Source organism: Oceanobacillus sp. J11TS1 (assembly GCF_018333215.1).
Taxonomy (GTDB): Bacteria; Bacillota; Bacilli; order Bacillales; family Amphibacillaceae; genus Oceanobacillus.
The window spans coordinates 21,348-40,500 of sequence record NZ_BORO01000018.1 but is presented as its reverse complement, the minus strand read 5'-3'; the positions used below and the strand labels follow the sequence as shown (position 1 = coordinate 40,500).

Here is a 19,153-nt window from a genome sequence, read left to right as displayed (position 1 = left end):
TACTTTATGAAGTTAATCATAAAACAAAAAAAGACCCCGGCAGGGATCTTTTTTAATAATTTTTTCTTATTGAAGCAACTGAAGTACACCTTGAGGAACCTGGTTTGCTTGTGCCAGCATGCTCTGAGCCGCTTGTGAAAGGATATTGTTCTTAGTGAACTCCATCATTTCTTTTGCCATATCAACGTCGCGAATACGAGATTCTGCTGCTGTTAAGTTTTCGGCAGATGTACCTAAGTTATTGATTGTGTGCTCAAGACGGTTTTGCACAGCACCTAATGCAGAACGCTGTCCAGAAACAGTCTCAATTGCACTTTGAATAGTTGTAATGGCTGAATTTGCGCCTTCTTGTGTGCTAAGATCGATATCCTTTATACCTAGTGCTTCTGCACCCATAGCTTCAATTGATAATTGAATGTTTTGTCCTTCATTCGCACCAATATGGAACGTTACTTCTAACTCTCCACCCAAAAGGTTTTGTGTGTTAAATTCAGTTTGATTCGCAATTCTGTCAACTTCGTCTAATAACGCTGTTACTTCTTTTTGAATTTCTGCACGATCTTCATTAGTATTTGTATCGTTAGAAGACTTAACAGCTAGTTCACGAACACGTTGTAAAATATCATGCGTTTCGTTCAAAGCGCCTTCAGCAGTTTGAATTAAAGAAATCAAATTTGTTATCGTAATGGCATTTAATCCACTACTTCTTTATGTTTCCATAAAGTTCAGATCATATCTTCATCCCTGTAGGATGCCCCGCGCTCGTGGGTAGATTATTGGTTATGTATCCTCACTACCTGATCGTTACACCTTCCTAGCTACAGCTTGCTTACAATTCACTAGGCTTGGCTCGGTATTGCCCACCATCCACAACTGCTAGTTTGGTTTGGGGTTCCACCGAGTTCACGGAGTTTTCATCTAAGCATTACTACTTAGAGCGGCATTTCTAGTTTACCGTCTTGTGCGTTTGTAGAAGCTTGCTCTAATCCACGAATTTGTCCACGCATTTTTTCAGAGATTGCTAGACCTGCAGCGTCATCTCCAGCACGGTTGATTTGAAGTCCTGAAGAAAGCTTTTCAAGAGATCCTTGAACTCCGTTTTGGTTTGCTCCCAATTGACGATGTGCATTAAGAGCGGAAATATTGTGATTGATAATCATAATTTCTTACCTCCATGTGTTTGTATTTTTTGAGCCACATCCATGTGATCTCATTTATATTAACCAAATAGGTCAATATCGAAATAAATATTACGCGTTAAGGCCTTAACAAATCATCCCTTAATGATGACTTATTTATTATATCGGCAAGGGGGACAAATTGTTTAAGCTTTTTATAAAGTTTTTTTGATTCTTTTTATGTTTAATTTCTTCTTCCTTCGTTCAATGATAGAGATTTAAATGCCTACCTCTGTTAGCCAATAATGATATTTAGCAGAATAACTACGCACATCACTTCATTATTTGACGGATTTCCCCCGCCAATTTATTCAAACACACATTCCACTACTTCCCCCACTCACAAATTTTATTTCCTCCTCCATTCCTGTTAGAATCGTTCTAAGAGCCTTATGATATCTTTTTATGCCATAACCAACTTCTGTTTGATAATTGGAGAGGGCGTGAGAGTATGTCAGAACTTAATACACTAAACAAGCAGATTGAAGCAAAGCTGAAAGAAATGTATGCCGTATATGAGAGAGATCCAAATGATCCAACTCTACTAAAACTATCACAGTCACTAGATAAATTGCTAAATCAATTAGATCGCTTCTCAAATAAAACGCTTATTCAACGTAATAATAGATAGCTTGAAAATGAATCTACCTGGTAATTGCTACAAATTATGTGTTAACTGCCAAGTTTCCCTATACGTTGGAATAGTAAATACCTATAAATGATATGTATAGAAAGATAAGGCTACAAAACCGATTTAGTTGGTTTGTTGATAACTGAATATGAATTGAGTTTTTGCTAGATGATAAAACGCAGACTTCATAAGAAAAAGAAGGATTTCCCACGGACGGCGGAAACCCTTCTTTTTTCTTTTCTAATACTTATACGTTGCAATTTTCGAGGTTAAATCCTCCGCCATCGCTGATAGAGATTTTGCGGCAGCAGAGATTTCTTCCATCGAAGCTAATTGTTCTTCGGTTGAAGCTGCTACTTCCTCAGAAGATGCAGCATTGTTCCGGGCGATGGAAGCCAGGTCATTTGCTGTTGCGGTGACTTGTTGTACAGCTGCTGACATTTGCTCAGATATGGCCATCACTTCTTCCATTTGTGGTTTGATATCTCCGCTTGAACGGAGGATTTCGCCAAATTTATCGATGGCATCATAAGAAATCTCTAAACCGTTATCTACATCCGTTGTTACTTGAGACATTTTTTCAACGGCATCTTGCACATCGGTTTGAATGCCATGAACAATCGCGCTAATCTCGTTTGCGGATGTTTTCGATTCCTCGGCAAGTTTGCGAACTTCATCAGCAACTACTGCAAACCCTTTTCCATGTTCTCCTGCACGTGCTGCTTCAATCGCTGCATTTAAGGCTAACAAATTGGTTTGCTCCGAAATATCGGTAATTGCCTTCAGAATCGTGTTGACCTCTTTCGAACGTTCCATTAAAGAAGAAATATTTCCATTCGTATTTTCAACCGAAGACTGGATGGATGTCATCTGGTTTAATGTGTCACTTACTGCTTTCCCGCCAACTTCTGCTTGACTGCTCATTTTATTCACAAGCTCCGATACATTTGTCGCGCTATCAACGATTCTTCCAACTCCTGTGGATACTTCTTCTAAAGAGTTTGCACTTTCTTCGGTTCCATTCAGCTGTGTCTCTGAACTTGTGGATACTTCTTGAATAGCTAAAGATACCTGTTCAGATGAACTTGTCATTTGATCCGCATTGGCATTTAATTCCTCTGCAGACGCTGCAACTTGTTGTGCATTGGACTCGACATCACGGATGAGCCTTTTCAAGCTTTGCCGCATTTCATTAAAGGCTGCTCCCAGATCGCCAATTTCATCTTTTGTTTTGACTTCAATAGAACGTGTTAAGTCCCCTGTACTAATAACCTTGGCATTTTCTTTTAATTCCTTAATTGGACGAGTGATGGAACGAATCAAGAATAGGATAATTGCGCTACCGACTAAAAGTGTTGCCACAATAACAATCATTAATGTTGTCCACGTAGATGCTGCTTCCTTTTGAATTTCGCTATAATCAATCGTTCCTGCTAACTTCCACTCTGTTGAACCATTGGTATCAAACACCATAATTTTGGAATTACCATCATACTTATAATTAAAAGTACCTGCATCTGCTTCATATAAATTTTGGTAAAAATCTTCCGTTGCAGCTTCCCCTGCAGTTTGTGTCGGATGATAAATAAAGTTTTGACTATTATCTAATAAAATCGCATACCCATTTTCACCAATGGTTATATTGCCTGCTGTCTGTTGAACAAAATCAATTGATAAATCGATTCCAATGACGCCAGAACCATCCTCTAATGTTCTGGAAAGAGTAACAACCTGTCCTTCTCCAGTTTTACTTGGGTATGGATCAGAGATAATAATTTCTCCTGGAGCTGCCAGTGCCTCCTTGAACCACGGACGCTCATTCAGCTCAAAGCTGGCATCCAATTCTAAAGATGGCTGTGTCACGAGACTTCCATCCTCTGAACCTAGATAGACTTGGACAACCTCTTGATGGAGCCCCTCATATTGGTTTAAAGCGTCTTTTAACGCATTCGCTTCCTCTTCTATCTGCTTAGATTGAAACTGTCCTGATAAAACTTGAAGGTCATATTCCTTTAGAGCAAGAGCACTATCAATGGTTTGATTCATTACTCCAATCGTTTCTTTCACCTGCGCTTTTTGCTGGGTTTCTAGTGTATTCAATGAGCTGTTATATGTAATCATTCCAATGATAATTCCTGGTATGAGTAAAAAGAGAAACAAAGACAGTATTAATTTAAATCGGATTCCTTTGGGTTGAAATAATTTTTTCAAAATAGAAAACTCCTTTTCCACGATGGTAAATTTTTCATATTTCTATTCTTTTATACAGCAAATGTGGTAAGTACGATTCGCTTACCACATTTGCCTTTTTCCATATCTATATATGAAAATTCTCACACGTTCTCTTTATGCTTTAATATTTATATCCATCAATCTTTTTAGCCAAATCCTCCGCCATAACGGACAAAGATTTTGAGGCTGCAGAGATTTCTTCCATTGATGCCAGCTGTTCTTCGGTGGAAGCTGCTACCTCCTCAGAAGATGATGCATTGTTTCGAGCAATCGACGCTAAATCATTGGCTGTCGTGATAACTTGCTCGACAGCTGCTGCCATTTGTTCCGAAATAGCTGTAACTTCTTCCATCTGCGGTTTAATACTTTCACTTGTTCGTAAAATTTCTCCAAACTTATCAATCGCATCATAAGATACATCCAATCCATCGTTTACCGTAGATGTTACGCGTCCCATTTTTTCCACGGCATTTTGTACATCTTCTTGGATTCCTTGAACAATGGTACTGATTTCACCTGCAGATGCTTTCGACTGCTCCGCTAATTTGCGAACCTCATCCGCAACAACAGCAAATCCTTTCCCGTGTTCTCCTGCACGAGCAGCTTCAATTGCTGCATTTAATGCTAGTAGATTTGTCTGTTCGGAAATATTGGTAATCGCACTTAAAATCGTGCTTACTTCTTTAGAACGTTCCAATAAGGAAGTAATATCCCGATTCGTATCTTCTACAGAGGATTGAATCGATGTCATTTGGTTCAATGTATCGCTTACCGCTTGTCCACCAACATTTGCCTGCTCATTCATCTGGTTAACATATTCAGAAACGGTTGTGGAACTCTCCACAATTCTTCCAACTCCTGTAGAAACCTCTTCTAAGGACTGTACGCTATTCTCCGTTCCATTTAATTGATGCTCCGCACTGGATGATACTTCTTGAATAGCTAAAGATACCTGTTCAGATGAACTCGTCATTTGTTCCGCATTTGCATTTAATTCCCCCGCAGATGATGCAACTTGCTCTGCATTCAATTCCACATCACGAATTAGCTGCCTCAGGCTGTTTTGCATCTCGTTAAAGGAGTTTCCTAACTGACCAATCTCATCATTTTTGGTAACTTCAATAGACCCTGTTAAGTCTCCCTTACTAATAACTTGCGCGCTTCTTTTCAGTCTATTAATCGGACGAAGAATCGAACGTATTAAATAATAGTTACACATGCCGCCAATAACAATAGCTGCCAACGTGACAATAATAACTGTTCTCACTACCGAAGCTGCACTTCCTTGAATTTCGCTATAATCGATGGTCCCTGCCAGTTTCCATCCTGTTAACTCATTTGTATCGTATACCATCACTTTAGAGGTATTGTCATATTTATAATTAAAATGCCCAGATGGCTGTTGATATAATTGATGATAGAAATCTTCATCCACCGTATCTCCTGCTTGATTCTCCGGATGATAAATAAAGTTACTGTCCCTATCCAACAAAATCGGATACCCATTTTCTCCAAATTTAATCGAAGCGGCCATCTCTTGAATAAAATCGACCGATAAATCGATTCCAACCACACCGGAGCCATCCGCTAATGATTTAGAGAGTGTTACAACCATCTCTCCATCTAGTGCTTCCGTTTCATAAGGATTTGAGATAATTAATTCACCTGGATTCTCCATGGCTTCTATGTACCAAGAACGATCTCGCGGATCAAAACCATCGGGCAGTTCGGTCTCTGGATGAATGACCAATGTTCCTTCCCCTGAACCAAAATAAACTTTCTCCACTTCTTCATGGAAATGTAAATAGTTACGAACAACGTTGACTAATTCATCATCATCTTGTTCAATCTGATCCCCGCTTGTATTTTCAGCAAATACATCAATATCCCGGCTTTTCAGATCTAATGTATCATCAATTGTCTGATTCATGAACGCGACAATTTCATTTACCTGATGCTGTTGCTGGTCTTCCATCGAATGAACAGAACTATTGTAAGATAAAAAGCCAACTACAATCATCGGGATGACCAATATAGCTGTAAAGGCTACAATCAGCTTTACTCTCACACCGTTTGTTTCTTTTTTATTCTTTTTCATGCTACCCCTCCGTAACTGCCCCTTTTTTAAAATTATCATCTCTCCTTTTATCGGCTCATTTTTTAGAAAATGAATCCTTTTTCCTTATTTCGTAGACTCCCTTCTATTAATTAAGAATCAGATTATAACGAAACGTCTATTTTATCAGGGAAATTTCCCTATACTTATGCCATTCAAAAAATCCGAAGAACCTATTCCATACTTACAAAACGTTTGAATGGGGCTTCGGATTTGTCTTTAACCAATATTTTTTTCTTCATTATGGACAAAGCCTTTGGCAAATAGCTAGTTTATAGACCTTCCTTTTATAATCCAGTTAGCTTACCTGGGTTATACACGCAAAATTCTCTCTAAACCAAAATAAGGTCCTAAGAAATCCATCTTGCAGGAATTCCTAGGGCCATATTCATAAAATAATTACCTCATCAAACAGTGACAGGCTGTTTTTCACTTGGATAGAGTTTAATATCATATCCTTTTTCAATATATACTTTATGCCAAACCATAAAGACAAGCACAGTCCAGATTTTACGGCTGTAATCGCCTTTATTCTGACAATGTTTCTCTAATAAATCGAGCACAAAATCTTTCTTAATATATTGTTCTGTATTACTTTCATGGATTAAATTCACTGCCCAGTCATGCAGCTCGTTTTTCAACCAATGACGCATCGGTACAGGGAATCCCAGTTTTTTACGATTTAATACGTGATCTGGAACGATTCCTTTTGCAGCTTCACGAAGGATGTATTTTGTTGTTCCATTTGCAATTTTTAAATCGACCGGTAGTTCACTTGCCACACGGAAGACCTCTTTATCCAAGAATGGTACGCGAAGCTCTAACGCATTCGCCATGGTCATGCGGTCTGCTTTCAATAAAATGTCGCCGCGCATCCAGGTATGAATATCCACATATTGCATTTGATTAACTAAAGGATATTCATTCGCTTCTTTAAATAAATTGGATGTCACATCTCGGTAAGATAAGGACGGATTATAATGTTGCATCAACTCTTTTAATTGCTCGTCTTCAAACATTTTTGCATTACCGATATAACGCTCGGATAATGGTGTGGTTCCACGTTCTAAGAAGCTTTTCCCGCGTACTCCCTCAGGCAATACATGCGCCACTTTCGCTAACATATGTTTTACTGGCTTTGGAATAGACTGGAATACTTTTAATGATTCCGGTTCGCGATAAATGTTGTATCCGCCAAATAATTCATCTGCGCCTTCACCAGATAGAACGACCTTCACTTGTTTTTTCGCTTCTCTCGCAACAAAGTACAATGGAACACAGGAAGGATCTGCTAACGGATCATCCATATGCCAAATAATTTGTGGAAGATTTTCAATATACTCCTCTGGTGTAACAATATAGGACGTATTATTTACGCCTAATTTCTCCGCAGTCTCCTTGGCCACATCGATTTCAGAATAGCCATCACGTTCAAAGCCCACAGAGAAAGTTTGGATATTTGGATTCATTTGTTTCGCAATGGATGCAATAATAGAGGAATCAATTCCGCCAGAAAGGAAAGATCCTACAGGCACATCACTGCGCATATGTTTTTCTACAGAATCAAAAAGTACATTCTGGATACGTTCGATCCATTGATTTTTTTCCATGATTACCGGTGCAAACGCAGCTTTCCAGAAGCGTTTTATCTGCATTGGCTCGCCATGTTTTTTTGTGAAATAATGACCAGGCTCTAATTTTTTTATGCCGTTTGTTAAAGTATCTGGCTCTGGCACAAATTGGAAACTGAAATACCGTTGAAGTGCTTCTTCATTAATCGCTTCTTCATCACGGAATAAGGTAATACTCTTCCGCTCTGATGCGCAGATAAGCTTGTCTTCTTTCTCTTCATAATAAAATGGTTTTATACCAAATGGATCACGTGCGCCATATAACGTTTCTGTCGTCTTATCCCATACCATAATTCCAAACATACCGCGTAGGTGAGAGAAAGCTTCTTCCTTATATTTTGCAAAAAGCGCTGCAATTACTTCTGTATCAGATTCGGTTTTGAAGGTATATCCCTCTTCCATAAGATCTGCACGTAATTCTTTATAATTATAAATTTCCCCATTAAAAACCAACCAGATTTGGTCATCTTGATAACTTAATGGCTGACTTCCTGCTTCAATATCTATAATACTTAAACGTCGAAAACCAAAGAATACGCCATCCTCTGCGAAGTATCCTTCATCATCCGGTCCACGATGTGTAATTAAGTCATTTCGTTCTTTAAATAATTCTACTTCTTCGTTAGAAAAAGCTAAATGCTGATTAGAAAATAATCCAACAAACCCACACATATATATATTCCCCTTTAATGTATTAAATTAATGTATTAAATAATTCGTTTAGTTAGAAAAACATGCGTATGTAGTTCATCTAAATACCAATCTAATTATATCCTTAACTTTACAATTAATCATCCCATAATTCTTTTTTTTATATTTATTTTTTTCTCAACAGGAAATTTTTCCGAACGCTTCTCCTAAATCTGTGGTTGACAACGCGGATGCAGCTATGCTAGTGACCGCTGATTTTGAATGTTAGTCCATAAAAATGACTAAAATCACCAATAACGGGCAACCTTAAATTAATTATTATTGTTTTGTTTAAAGTCATGGAAACTTGGAAATATATAAATAAGCAAATAAAGAAAGGAATGATATTATGCTAAGTTTTATTTGGAGTTTAATTATTGGAGGAATTATCGGTTGGATAGCTGGCCTTATTGTAAGTAAAGACTTACCAGGTGGAATTATCGGAAATATCCTAGCTGGTTTCATTGGAGCTTGGATTGGCTCTTCTTTATTCGGACAATGGGGACCTGAAATGGGAGGATTCTTTATTATCCCTGCTTTAATTGGTGCCATCATCCTTATTATCATTGTCAGCTTTATTATGCGTATGTTCCGTAAATAGAGCTGCTGCTTATGATACGTAAATGATGAACAAAATGGCGATATTCGCATAGGTTAGGTATATAGCTCATATAGAAAAGAGGAATGCTAATGCAACCTAACCCATATCATGAGTATTCGCATGCAGATGAATATCAAGTGATGGATAATCATCATCCAGAGCAGTCATTTGATATGCCTGCTTCACCATATGGTCCATACCCGAATCAACCGTTTGGCCAGCATGAAGCCCATCAAACCGGTCAGCGCGGATTCTTTTTTCCGTTTATCGGTGGCTTAGCTGGCGGTTTATTGGGAAGTGCGTTCGGACCTAGGCCTGGTTTTTATGGCCCCCCTGGACCACCAGGACCGCCTGGCCCTATGGGACCCATGGGATATTATGGTCCGCCTGGCCCTCCCGGACCGCCGGGACCACCAGGACCACCAGGGTATTATCACAACTACCCATACTCAAATTATTATTAAGAATTTATTTTAAGGGAGACAACGATATAAACCGTATGTCTCCCTTCTCTCTATTATTCTTCTACAAAATCATCACGCAGTGCTTTTATTTCTTCCTCGGTAAGTCCGATTGTTTTTAAGAAACCAGCTGTATCCCCATACTTCTTATATAAAAAGTCCAAAAACTCTTCCATATAAGCAGGCTCACAGCCTAATAAAGTTTTAAATTGATTACGTGTCATGAGCGGTGGACGATGATCAAGTTCCTCATCCGTTATCTTCTTATATTGAGCTGTTAAAGCATAATCTTTCACAATGATATCTCTTGGCACACCTGCTAAATCTAATAACATAGCCGCAAGTACACCCGTCCGATCCTTACCAACTCGGCAATGGAAAAGAACAGGATCCCCTTTATGCTCCAGAAAAATATCCATTATTTCTTTAAATTTCGCCTTACTGCTATCCAACATTACAATATACATTTCCACCAGACTTTTAGGAATTTTTGTGGTGAACGTAGCCGGATCCAGCAAGGGAATGTTATGAAAATCATAAAGTTCTTTATCTTCTTTTTTATATTTTCCTTCCATACTAAAGCGCAAATCAATAATGGTATGAATCCCTTTTTCTTTTTGTAGAAAGGCATGCCCCTCTGGCGTTACATTGTGTAAGGAGTCTGCTCGAAAGTATTTTCCCCACTTTGTTTGCTTGCCATCCTTCGTTGGATAGCCTCCTAAATCACGAAGATTTTGTGTACCTTCTAATTCAAAATATCTTTCTTGGTTAAATAATAATGATTCTATTGTCAATCTTTCGTCTCTCCTCTATTCACAACGCTTTTTCTTACCCTTCTATGATTTTAACATAAATTTTCCTTGTTCTTGGTCCGTCAAACTCACAAAAGTAAACACTCTGCCATGTTCCAAGAATGAGCTGCCCATCTGAAATAATTAATGTTTCACTTGCTCCGACGACTGAGGATTTCATATGGCCATCTGAATTTCCTTCCATGTGAACATACGCTGCTTTATTTGGAAAGGTTTCGTTTAGACCAAGAGATAAGTCACGCCGTACATCTGGATCCGCATTTTCGTTGATTGTAATGGCGCCTGTGGTATGCGGACAATACACAATCATGATTCCATCTTGCACACCGCTTTTTGCTAAAATTTCTTCCAGCTGTTTATCTAAAAAAACAAAGGTCTGCTTCTCATTGGTTTGGATTTGAAATACTTCTGTTTTTGTAGGCATCTTTTTCAACCCTCTTTCCTAGAGATATCCTATAGATTAGCTTAACGGATGAACACCCCATTAACAAACAATTTGGTTTTGTTTGAAACATTATTTGTTTTAAAACGTATGTGATAGAAGAGGATGGAACTTACTTCTACCCAAAAAGGAGGTGACTGTGTTGCGAAAAAGATGTGTGTTTCTCTTCAGCCTTACGCTCCTTATCCTCTCTGCTTGCATGAGCCAAGAGGATACCGTAAAAGAGAAAACGGAAGAAGTCATTTACCAATTGCACGAGGAAGCGTACCAGCAAATAGAACAAGATTTCTTTTCAGAAGCATTGAGAGACAAATACCCTGCCGCTGATCTACAACAATCCTGGGAAGCAAATCGAGGAGATACACCCGAGGAAATAAGCGAAGTTAAGGTTGCTACAAAAGAGGAAGTGACTGTTGCTTCCAGTGAAGTCATTTTTAACGATGCAACCGTTGAAGTTGAAATGCGTTGGGTTGAAGAAAAAGAAGAAACAAAACTAAATAGCTTACGAATTCAGCGGCCGCCTCAAGAATTAACGTTGCCTGATTCCGTAACAGAAGAAGAGATGATCATCGAGGCAGAAGAAGGCTATCCTTTAAAGGCAAAATTAACACTGCCTGCTGATAAAGAAGGGCCTTTTCCAGCAGTCGTCCTTGTTCATGGGTCCGGCCCTAGCAATATGGATGAAGAAATTTTTGCTTACAAACCATTCAAAGATATTGCTTACGGATTAGGAGAAGAAGGTATTGCTGTTCTGCGGTATGATAAGCGCACCTATGCGCATGTAGAAAAAATGATGGAGGATTTCGGAGCTGAACAAACTGTCAATGAAGAAACAATTGATGATGCCGTCGAAGCAGCAACATTGTTGCAAGCAGATGAACGGATTCAAGCCGACCACGTATATATCGGCGGGCACTCCCTCGGTGGAATGCTTGCGCCACGCATTGATGACCAAGCAGGTACAGCAGGGATGATTATTTTAGCCGGACCGCCCCGCCCATTTTGGGAAATCATCTACGACCAACAAGTAAATGCAATCCCTGAAAATCTTAGCGACGAAGCAAAAGAAAAACAAATCGATCAAGCCGATGCATTAAAAGAACTCCTCGCAAGCCTTCAAGATATGCCTAAAGAAGAAGCGATGCGCTATCATTTTGCAGGTATGAGCGGCTACTATTTTCACGAAATGGCTCAATACGACGTCGGCCAACTTGCTCTTGACTCCAAGAAACCGATGTTAATTCTTCAAGGAGAGGCGGATTTTCAAATAAGTGCGGAAAAGGATTTTGCTGCATGGCAAAGCTTGTTTGATAATGAACCGCAAGCAGTATTAAAAAGCTATCCAAATCTTAATCATAGCTTCATTTTGTCACAAGGAGAAAACAAAGGCACCGCTCAAGAATACGAGATTCCCGGCCATGTTGATAAACAAGTGATTTCAGACATAAGTGACTGGATTCACGAGCAAGGAAGGAATAAAGAGAAAGGGGAATAACCATGAAATTAAAAAAGTTAATTATTTTATGTACAACTATTTTATCGATTACTGTCTTAGTAGCTTGCGGAAATTCAGATTCATCCTCTGAAACAGATAATGCAAATAACGAAGAGGATACAACAACCAAGGAAGAAAACAAAGCGCAAGAGGAAAACGCCGATGAGGAAGATACTGTTTCCATAACGCCAGAAGAAGCCTCTAAAACAGCGGAAGAATTTTTAACACTTGTAGCGGATGAAGAATTTGCGCAGGCAGAAGCGCTATTTGATGATAGGATGGCATCTGAAATAACTGCCCAAGATCTAGAAGCGCTTTGGAGTCAGCTTGTTACCGATTTTGGGGAATTTAATGGGTTTGATTATGTGGAGGAACAAGAAATAGATGGCTACCATTCCTTTATTTATGAAAGTTCATTTGGCGAACAGCCGTTTATTTTAAATGTATCCATTAATGGCAAGAATGAAGTAGGCGGATTTTATATTCAATAAGAATACAGACTTCTTGTGTGTTGCGGAAGCTCCTATGAAGAGCTTCCGCACGGTTTGGGAGCTCTTATCAAGCCGTTCTTTTCTCGAACAAGTGTGACTGATTTTTTGAACATCTAATATTCCAAAATGATGCTTCGCTGCAGCGGGGAGAGCAGCTCACCTGGTCTCATACTTTATTTCACGCAGTAGTTTTACGGACGGTGATTCCGTGATAAAATAATATTATGTGAATTTATCGTCTTATCGGCAGGGGGAAAGCTTTTGTTAAATCAATCATTACTTAAGAAAATTATTATCGGTATTTTTATCGTAGCATTAGCCATATTCTTATATTTTTATTTTTCCGTATTTGTTCCAGTCTTATTAGCTTTATTGACAGCCATTATCTTTGAACCACTCGTGAAGCTGTTAGGAAGCGCCTTGAAAACAGAAAAACGGATTTGGCCGGTAACCATTGTTTTTACGACATTCGTTGCAGCAGCATGCGCATTGATTTACATCATGCTTACAAGCACGATCAGCCGCATTATAGAGTGGAGTTATAATGTTCCCAGATATGGAAGTGAGATTCAATCCATTATCAATGAGATTATTTATAAATTTAATGACCTCATTGCAGATTTACCGCAGCGTGATGCGATTATTAGTGAGCTGGAACGTCAATCAGAACGCCTGTTAAATACGGGATATGACCTGGTGGAAGGCATCATCGGCATGCTCGGTTCATGGGTGCAATCTATCCCTAACCTGCTCTTTATTTCTCTTGTCTATTTAATTACTTTCTTCTTATTTAGCCTTGATTTACCGAAACTATTTCAAGCATTTTTCTCTCTTTTCCCAGAAAAAACAGCTACAAAGTTAAAAACTTTCTTCCAACGTTTACGAACGGTTTTCTGGGGATATTGGAAAGCCCAATTTTTATTAAGTGTTATGATTTTTGTGCTTACGTATTTGAGCCTATTATATATCTCCCCTCGATTTGCGCTGTTAATGACCTTTATTATCTGGATTGTGGACATTATTCCGCTCTACGTCGGTCCTGCCCTAATCCTTGTTCCATGGGGCGGACTCATGATGCTGATTGGAGATATTCCAACAGGTATGCAGTTAATGGTACTCGCATTGTTCTTACTCATTATCAGACGGATTACCGAACCAAAAGTACTCGGTGATCAGATGGGACTAGCTGCATTACCAACTGTCTTATCCATGTATTTTGGTTTTGTCTTCTTCGGTGTCCTTGGATTAATTTTTGGACCGTTCGTTGTCAGTGCATTTCAAGCAGCAAATGAGGTTGGCTTATTCCAATTTGTGAAGAAGAAATCGATTGAAAAAGTAGAAGAATAGTGCATTTTAAAGCGAAATGTTACACTTAAAAATCCGAACAGGGTTTCACGCTTTCTTATTTGAAAACGGGAATCCAGTTCGGATTTTTTTACGAGGTTAATCCAATTTTAATCGATCAGTTCATTAAGTGCATAGCCAACGCCATCTTCATCATTGTTTTTCGTCACATGATTTGCGTATTCCTTTACTTTTGGTTCCGCATTCTTCATAGCGATCGCGGTTCCTGCATATTGGAACATCGACACATCATTAAAATTATCTCCAATGGCAACTGTATTTTCCTGTGGAACGTTATAATACGCTGCTAATTCAGCGAATGCATTCCCTTTACTAGCATCCGGATGGGAAATTTCTAATTTTTGATAGCCTGAAGTTGTTAAAGCAATATCCTCCCTGTCCCTCCATTTTTCCTCCAGCTTTTCTAATTCTTCGCGGCGGAAGGTCAGGATAAATAATTTATAAGGCTCTAATTCTGTAACGCCTGCTTCTAAGTAATCATCTACCTCCACGATGCCATACTGGCTATTCTGTATTTGGATAATCTCATTCGCTCTTTCTTTTTCCTCCGGCGTATCAAAGAGGCTTTCCTTTTCTTCTTCAAGGATTTGCTTTTTATTCTTTTCAATATATACGCCGTTATTGGTATAAATTTCATAATATAACTTAGCTTCCGAGACTTTTTCCATTAATTCCACTAACTTGTCCCCAACAAGGATCTGACTGCGGATAATTTCTCCATTTACTTCGGTTAATGCTCCGTTTGCACATATCAACGGAACCTCTAAATCCGACTCAGCCGCAATCGCGCGCATATCATGCAGGGATCTGCCCGAACAAAAGGTCACCATATCTCCATTTGCTTGTCTCTTACGGATAGCCTCTTGATTGGCTTCACTAATTTTGCCATCTTCCCCTAATAATGTACCGTCTAAATCAATTGCAATTAACTTCATCAGCTTCACTTCCTTCCAAGCCCTATTTTATCATATCCCGATACCCCTATAGTTCTTGGAGGGTTCTGCGCCTTTCTTTTTTACGTAACAAAAATGATGGGACCGCACTTGCATGTCCCACCATAAGGGTCAGAAAATATTATAGACCGAATAATGTCGCTACAATCCAGCTGGAGCCGTAGAAAATCATAAATTGAACACCTACTCCTACCCCGAGGAATCGATTCAACAGTCCGCCAACCATCGCCATGGAAAAAGTAACGGCAACACTGATAAGGCCGCCCTCATAAAACGCAAGCAACGTAACGATTCCAATAAACATGGCGATAATCGCTTCTTGGTTGATGTATTTTAAAACGAGCACCGTTGCTTTTCGGGCGAAGTTCATTGAAAATGGATAAGCAAGAACTGCCGCAATAATAATTCCAATAAATCCATACAGAAGAAAGTCCATTGGTTCCATTAATGTATGCAAATTATGAACTGGTTCTGTTGTAAATACAGGCGGTGCATTAAATAATCCTTGTGCCGGCCCAATCGCTACAGGGCTGAGCGGAATTCCGAACGCAACTAGCGGAATAATCGTCTCCGCAATATAAGTGGATTCAGTCACACCATTCATTGTGGAAAGGCTTGTGGTTGATTTCTTATATTGCCCTTTTACACGAGAGCCGATAACTTCTCCCATAAGTGCAGTCATTCCAACAGGACTTAAAGCAAAAGTTAAAGAAGACAAGAAAGACGTTCCGCCGACTGCTGCGGATTGTTTTTTCGTTAACACTTTAAAAGGATTCGGAAAATAGCCAGACCAAGATTTCTTTTCCGGAGCTAATTTATACTCATTTGGCTCATGACGTTGAATCATCAAACGCCCACTCTTGGAGGATGCTAATAAAATATCCGTAAACATCGGCCCAATTGCAATCCCCAGAAAGAAGCTAGTCGATAAACCCGATCCTAAAATGGTTGTGCTGACTAAGTTAAGTCCCTGAACCACCAGCGCAAATGGAATAATTAAAATAATACTTGCCCAGCGTCCTTTGGAAAAATAACCAATAAGAACAGCTGCTAATGTGAAGATAATTCCAGCGTTCTTTTGAAAAAACTCCCCAAACTGACTCAAGAAAACAGCAAATGCTAATGACACAGGAAGAGCAATAAAGGCACCAATAATCCCTCCTGAAATCATTTTTCGTAATGCAATATGCGGCAAGCCGATTCGCCGCATAAAATTGGCATGATCCAACATTGGTGTCGCTGTTGTATCTCCAGGCACTCCCATTAACGCAGTAGGGATTGCATGCGTCAGATGCTTGGAAAGGACTGCCGACATAAAAAATGCGAATACAGCCTCTGGAGGTGCTCCCAATAAAACAACAATTAATGTTGCCGGAACAAGAACAGCAGTCTCATCTGAACCGGAAATCAAACCAATACCGGTAAATATAATCCCCGCAACAACCGCTAATACGATTGATATCAGTAATACATCCATTTTTGTTCATTCTCCTCTTTTCTAGGTTGATAAATGCTTTACATTATTTCTTCTCTTTCGAACGATCCTGCTCCCCCTCATCCGGAATAAACATTTCATAAAATCCTTGTTCTTTCATCTCTTGGATAGTTACCGGATCATTTAAAATGGATTCACGTTCCTCTTCCATATCTAATTGCAGATCCTTATATATTTCGGTTAATTCATTATTGGTAGATGCTGTTTCATTTAATGTTCTTTTTGGCTTAAATAAAAACGTATTAATCACCAAACCTGTCACACTGCCAGCTATACCCAATAGCAGTGAATAAGACTGCACCATTTCTTCTGGAGCAATTCGCGGAAAAATAAGTTCTCTGCCAATAAAAAAGCCAATGAAACTAAACACTACACTAATGAGAATTGTAAAGATTAAATGCTTCCCAACCACAGTATCGCCAATAATTTCAACGTAAGTCTGGGAACTCTTCTGTTCATGTTCCGTCATCTTTTTCAAACACCTTTCTCTATAAAAGTATCGTCTGAATTCATTTGATTGCAGGATGAAATAACCTGATTATACTACACACAAGCTAATTATACTAAATTCTATTACCAGATACTAATTATTTTAATTATGATGGGAATCTGCTTATTTGCTGATACTGCCCGTTTAATATATAGTATAGATTTTAATCAGGTGAGTGGGGGGCTTGGATGGAGCGGTTTTCCTCTGATTTGGAGCGGGTTCTGGCTTGGATGGAGCGCTTTTACCTGATGTTGGAGCGGATTGGTGCTTGGGTGGAGCGCTTTCCCCTGATCTCGAGCGGATCCTGAGTGGAGCGCTTTCCCCTGATTTCGAGCGGATCCTGCCTTGGGTGGAGCGCTTTCCTCTGATTTGGAGCGGATCCGAGCTTGGTTGGAGCGCCTTTCTAGATTTTGGAGCGGGTTCTGGCTTGAGCGGAGCGCCTTCCTTCAAATTGGAGCGGGTCCTGGCTTGAACGGGGGCTTCCCATGGAGCGAGGACTGATCAATCTCAAATTAAAAGCAATACAGATTTCATTTCTAAAATCTGTATTGCTAGAATTCTACTTAGCTACCAACATCACACTATTGCATTACTTTTTCTTTTTGAAAAAATTGAGGGAGATGCTCTTTATGCGCTTCCATCATTTCATCCACAATTTGTTTTGCAATCGCATCACTCGGTGTTAAAGGATTAATCGTTAAAGCAAGGACCGCTTTATTATAATCGCCTGTTACCGCTGCTTCTGCCGCAATACGTTCAAATGACTTAATTTGTTGGACAAGGCCACGGGCAGCAACCGGCAGATCTCCTATAGTTAACGGGATTGGGCCGTCTTTTGTAATAACACAACTGATTTCAACTGCTGATTCATCAGGAATACTGGCAATTGCCCCGCGATTCATTGTGTTTACTGGTTGAATGTCACGTTTGTCGTTGTAAATAGATGTAATCAAGCGAACCGCTGCATCCGAGTAATACGCCCCGCCGCGTTCTTCTAATTGAGGTGGTTTGATATCAAGGTTTTCATCTTTATAGAGCTCGAATAATTCTTTTTCTAATTGTTGAACGACCTCAGCACGCGTACCTTCTGCTTTGGAGCTTTCAAAAGCTTTATCCAACATTTCCTTCGATTTGTAGTAATACATATGGTATGGGCATGTCAAAGCATCTAATGATTGGATAAACGCAGGCTCCCACCCCATTCCATCGATATTCTTAACGAAGCTGCTATTTTCTGGGTCAGATAGTTTTTGGATAACCTCTTCCTTTACACTCTCTCCATCAACATAGACGTCCAGCCCGTAAACCATGTGATTTAGACCGGCAAAATCAATACGGATTCGCGAATGATCGACATCTAATAAATTGGCAATGCCCATTTCCATTCCGATTGGCACATTGCACAATCCTACCACTTTTTTGATATTCGAATAGCGTAGTACGGCTTCAGTTACCATACCAGCCGGATTCGTAAAGTTGATTAACCAAGCATCCGGACACAATTCTTCCATATCCTTACAAATATCTAAAATTACCGGGATGGTTCGTAATCCTTTAAATAATCCGCCAGGCCCATTTGTCTCTTGTCCGAGAACACCATATTTTAATGGAATACTTTCATCTTTTGCACGAGCATCTAGTAATCCTACTCGAAATTGGGTTGTAACAAAATCAGCATCCTTTAAAGCAGCTCTTCTATCGAGTGTTAAATGAACTTCGATTGGAAGGCCTGCTTTTTCAATCATTCTTTTTGCAAGGTTCCCAACGATTTCCAATTTTTCTTTTCCTGCTTCCACATCTACTAACCATAACTCTTGAACCGGGAACTCATCATATCGTTTTATAAATCCTTCTACTAATTCAGGAGTATAACTTGATCCCCCGCCAATTGTTGCAATTTTAATACCTTTTGTCATATGCGTTGCACCCCCAGGTAATTTGTAATTTAACAATCTAAATTTCATAACGAATACATCCATTGTATCCGCATTCAGTATTGGGGTAAATAAACTGCAGTCATCTAGTTTCGAGTAACGTCAGAAGTCATTTGTTTCATAATTGTAACGACAT

At 39.3% G+C, this 19,153-nt stretch carries 16 protein-coding genes and 1 pseudogene; 6 read left to right on the top strand and 11 right to left on the bottom strand.

All coding sequences use genetic code 11. The annotated features are described in order from the left end of the window. Window positions 1–66: 66 nt before the first annotated feature. Together KI343_RS13705 and KI343_RS13700 are read right to left on the bottom strand one after the other, a co-directional pair. A pseudogene (locus tag KI343_RS13705) lies at window positions 67–669 on the bottom strand (flagellin); the annotation flags it as partial. A 263-nt stretch (window positions 670–932) separates the two neighbouring features. Further along, a complete protein-coding gene (locus KI343_RS13700; RefSeq protein ID WP_374705440.1) occupies window positions 933–1,160 on the bottom strand; it encodes a flagellin N-terminal helical domain-containing protein in 228 nt (75 codons plus the stop codon). 469 nt (window positions 1,161–1,629) lie between these two features. On the opposite strand from KI343_RS13700, the gene KI343_RS13695 reads away from it, so the two are divergent. Then, window positions 1,630–1,809, top strand: coding sequence for an aspartyl-phosphate phosphatase Spo0E family protein (locus KI343_RS13695; RefSeq protein WP_212926987.1), 180 nt, complete (start codon window positions 1,630–1,632; stop codon window positions 1,807–1,809). A gap of 240 nt (window positions 1,810–2,049) precedes the next feature. On the opposite strand, the gene KI343_RS13690 is transcribed toward KI343_RS13695, so the two are convergent. The 3 genes from KI343_RS13690 to asnB form a co-directional block, all read right to left on the bottom strand. Further along, window positions 2,050–4,020: a methyl-accepting chemotaxis protein gene (locus KI343_RS13690; RefSeq protein WP_244856953.1), complete on the bottom strand. Its 1,971-nt coding sequence runs from the start codon at window positions 4,018–4,020 to the stop codon at window positions 2,050–2,052. A gap of 142 nt (window positions 4,021–4,162) precedes the next feature. Next, the gene (locus KI343_RS13685) at window positions 4,163–6,139 is read right to left on the bottom strand and encodes a methyl-accepting chemotaxis protein (protein ID WP_212926986.1); all 1,977 of its coding nucleotides are present in this window, start codon (window positions 6,137–6,139) and stop codon (window positions 4,163–4,165) included. A 425-nt stretch (window positions 6,140–6,564) separates the two neighbouring features. Continuing rightward, window positions 6,565–8,460, bottom strand: a complete 1,896-nt coding sequence (asnB, locus tag KI343_RS13680; RefSeq protein ID WP_212926985.1) for an asparagine synthase (glutamine-hydrolyzing) — start codon at window positions 8,458–8,460, stop codon at window positions 6,565–6,567. A 367-nt stretch (window positions 8,461–8,827) separates the two neighbouring features. Between asnB and KI343_RS13675 the strand changes: the two genes are divergently transcribed. Together KI343_RS13675 and KI343_RS13670 are read left to right on the top strand one after the other, a co-directional pair. Beyond that, the gene (locus KI343_RS13675; RefSeq protein ID WP_212926984.1) at window positions 8,828–9,079 is read left to right on the top strand and encodes a GlsB/YeaQ/YmgE family stress response membrane protein; all 252 of its coding nucleotides are present in this window, start codon (window positions 8,828–8,830) and stop codon (window positions 9,077–9,079) included. Between the two features lie 89 nt (window positions 9,080–9,168). Continuing rightward, window positions 9,169–9,543 carry a hypothetical protein gene (locus tag KI343_RS13670; protein WP_244856951.1) on the top strand — a complete coding sequence of 125 codons (375 nt, stop codon included), beginning with the start codon at window positions 9,169–9,171 and terminating at the stop codon, window positions 9,541–9,543. A 53-nt stretch (window positions 9,544–9,596) separates the two neighbouring features. On the opposite strand, the gene KI343_RS13665 is transcribed toward KI343_RS13670, so the two are convergent. Next, window positions 9,597–10,334, bottom strand: coding sequence for a tyrosine-protein phosphatase (locus tag KI343_RS13665; protein WP_244856950.1), 738 nt, complete (start codon window positions 10,332–10,334; stop codon window positions 9,597–9,599). 34 nt (window positions 10,335–10,368) lie between these two features. Continuing rightward, window positions 10,369–10,776, bottom strand: coding sequence for a secondary thiamine-phosphate synthase enzyme YjbQ (locus KI343_RS13660; RefSeq protein ID WP_212926983.1), 408 nt, complete (start codon window positions 10,774–10,776; stop codon window positions 10,369–10,371). Window positions 10,777–10,936: 160 nt separating this feature from the next. Here KI343_RS13660 and KI343_RS13655 point away from each other — a divergent pair, with 160 nt between their 5' ends. The 3 genes from KI343_RS13655 to ytvI all read left to right on the top strand — a co-directional run bounded on the left by KI343_RS13655 (window position 10,937) and on the right by ytvI (window position 14,127). Further along, the gene (locus tag KI343_RS13655) at window positions 10,937–12,289 is read left to right on the top strand and encodes an alpha/beta hydrolase (RefSeq protein ID WP_212926982.1); all 1,353 of its coding nucleotides are present in this window, start codon (window positions 10,937–10,939) and stop codon (window positions 12,287–12,289) included. A gap of 2 nt (window positions 12,290–12,291) precedes the next feature. Next, complete coding sequence (locus tag KI343_RS13650; protein WP_212926981.1) at window positions 12,292–12,780, top strand: DUF3887 domain-containing protein; 489 nt, start codon at window positions 12,292–12,294, stop codon at window positions 12,778–12,780. Between the two features lie 261 nt (window positions 12,781–13,041). Beyond that, window positions 13,042–14,127, top strand: a complete 1,086-nt coding sequence (ytvI, locus tag KI343_RS13645; RefSeq protein ID WP_212926980.1) for a sporulation integral membrane protein YtvI — start codon at window positions 13,042–13,044, stop codon at window positions 14,125–14,127. Window positions 14,128–14,234: 107 nt separating this feature from the next. On the opposite strand, the gene KI343_RS13640 is transcribed toward ytvI, so the two are convergent. The 4 genes from KI343_RS13640 to KI343_RS13625 all read right to left on the bottom strand — a co-directional run bounded on the left by KI343_RS13640 (window position 14,235) and on the right by KI343_RS13625 (window position 18,999). After that, window positions 14,235–15,080: a Cof-type HAD-IIB family hydrolase gene (locus KI343_RS13640; RefSeq protein WP_212926979.1), complete on the bottom strand. Its 846-nt coding sequence runs from the start codon at window positions 15,078–15,080 to the stop codon at window positions 14,235–14,237. A 139-nt stretch (window positions 15,081–15,219) separates the two neighbouring features. Continuing rightward, window positions 15,220–16,575: a tripartite tricarboxylate transporter permease gene (locus tag KI343_RS13635; protein WP_212926978.1), complete on the bottom strand. Its 1,356-nt coding sequence runs from the start codon at window positions 16,573–16,575 to the stop codon at window positions 15,220–15,222. A 43-nt stretch (window positions 16,576–16,618) separates the two neighbouring features. Further along, entirely contained in the window at window positions 16,619–17,062 is a 444-nt protein-coding gene (locus tag KI343_RS13630; protein WP_212926977.1) for a hypothetical protein, read from the bottom strand. Window positions 17,063–17,664: 602 nt separating this feature from the next. Next, window positions 17,665–18,999 (bottom strand): 6-phospho-beta-glucosidase, encoded by a 1,335-nt coding sequence (locus KI343_RS13625; RefSeq protein WP_212927010.1) that lies wholly within the window; start codon window positions 18,997–18,999, stop codon window positions 17,665–17,667. Between the last annotated feature and the right edge of the window lie 154 nt (window positions 19,000–19,153).

What these genes read in the sequence shown, in the direction of transcription:
- KI343_RS13700 (WP_374705440.1), bottom strand. Translation starts at nt 1,160, where the DNA reads ATGATTATCAATCACAATATTTCCGCTCTTAATGCACATCGTCAATTG.
- KI343_RS13695 (WP_212926987.1), top strand. Translation starts at nt 1,630, where the DNA reads ATGTCAGAACTTAATACACTAAACAAGCAGATTGAAGCAAAGCTGAAA.
- KI343_RS13685 (WP_212926986.1), bottom strand. Translation starts at nt 6,139, where the DNA reads ATGAAAAAGAATAAAAAAGAAACAAACGGTGTGAGAGTAAAGCTGATT.
- asnB (WP_212926985.1), bottom strand. Translation starts at nt 8,460, where the DNA reads ATGTGTGGGTTTGTTGGATTATTTTCTAATCAGCATTTAGCTTTTTCT.
- KI343_RS13675 (WP_212926984.1), top strand. Translation starts at nt 8,828, where the DNA reads ATGCTAAGTTTTATTTGGAGTTTAATTATTGGAGGAATTATCGGTTGG.
- KI343_RS13670 (WP_244856951.1), top strand. Translation starts at nt 9,169, where the DNA reads ATGCAACCTAACCCATATCATGAGTATTCGCATGCAGATGAATATCAA.
- KI343_RS13660 (WP_212926983.1), bottom strand. Translation starts at nt 10,776, where the DNA reads ATGCCTACAAAAACAGAAGTATTTCAAATCCAAACCAATGAGAAGCAG.
- KI343_RS13650 (WP_212926981.1), top strand. Translation starts at nt 12,292, where the DNA reads ATGAAATTAAAAAAGTTAATTATTTTATGTACAACTATTTTATCGATT.
- KI343_RS13640 (WP_212926979.1), bottom strand. Translation starts at nt 15,080, where the DNA reads ATGAAGTTAATTGCAATTGATTTAGACGGTACATTATTAGGGGAAGAT.
- KI343_RS13635 (WP_212926978.1), bottom strand. Translation starts at nt 16,575, where the DNA reads ATGGATGTATTACTGATATCAATCGTATTAGCGGTTGTTGCGGGGATT.
- KI343_RS13630 (WP_212926977.1), bottom strand. Translation starts at nt 17,062, where the DNA reads ATGACGGAACATGAACAGAAGAGTTCCCAGACTTACGTTGAAATTATT.
- KI343_RS13625 (WP_212927010.1), bottom strand. Translation starts at nt 18,999, where the DNA reads ATGACAAAAGGTATTAAAATTGCAACAATTGGCGGGGGATCAAGTTAT.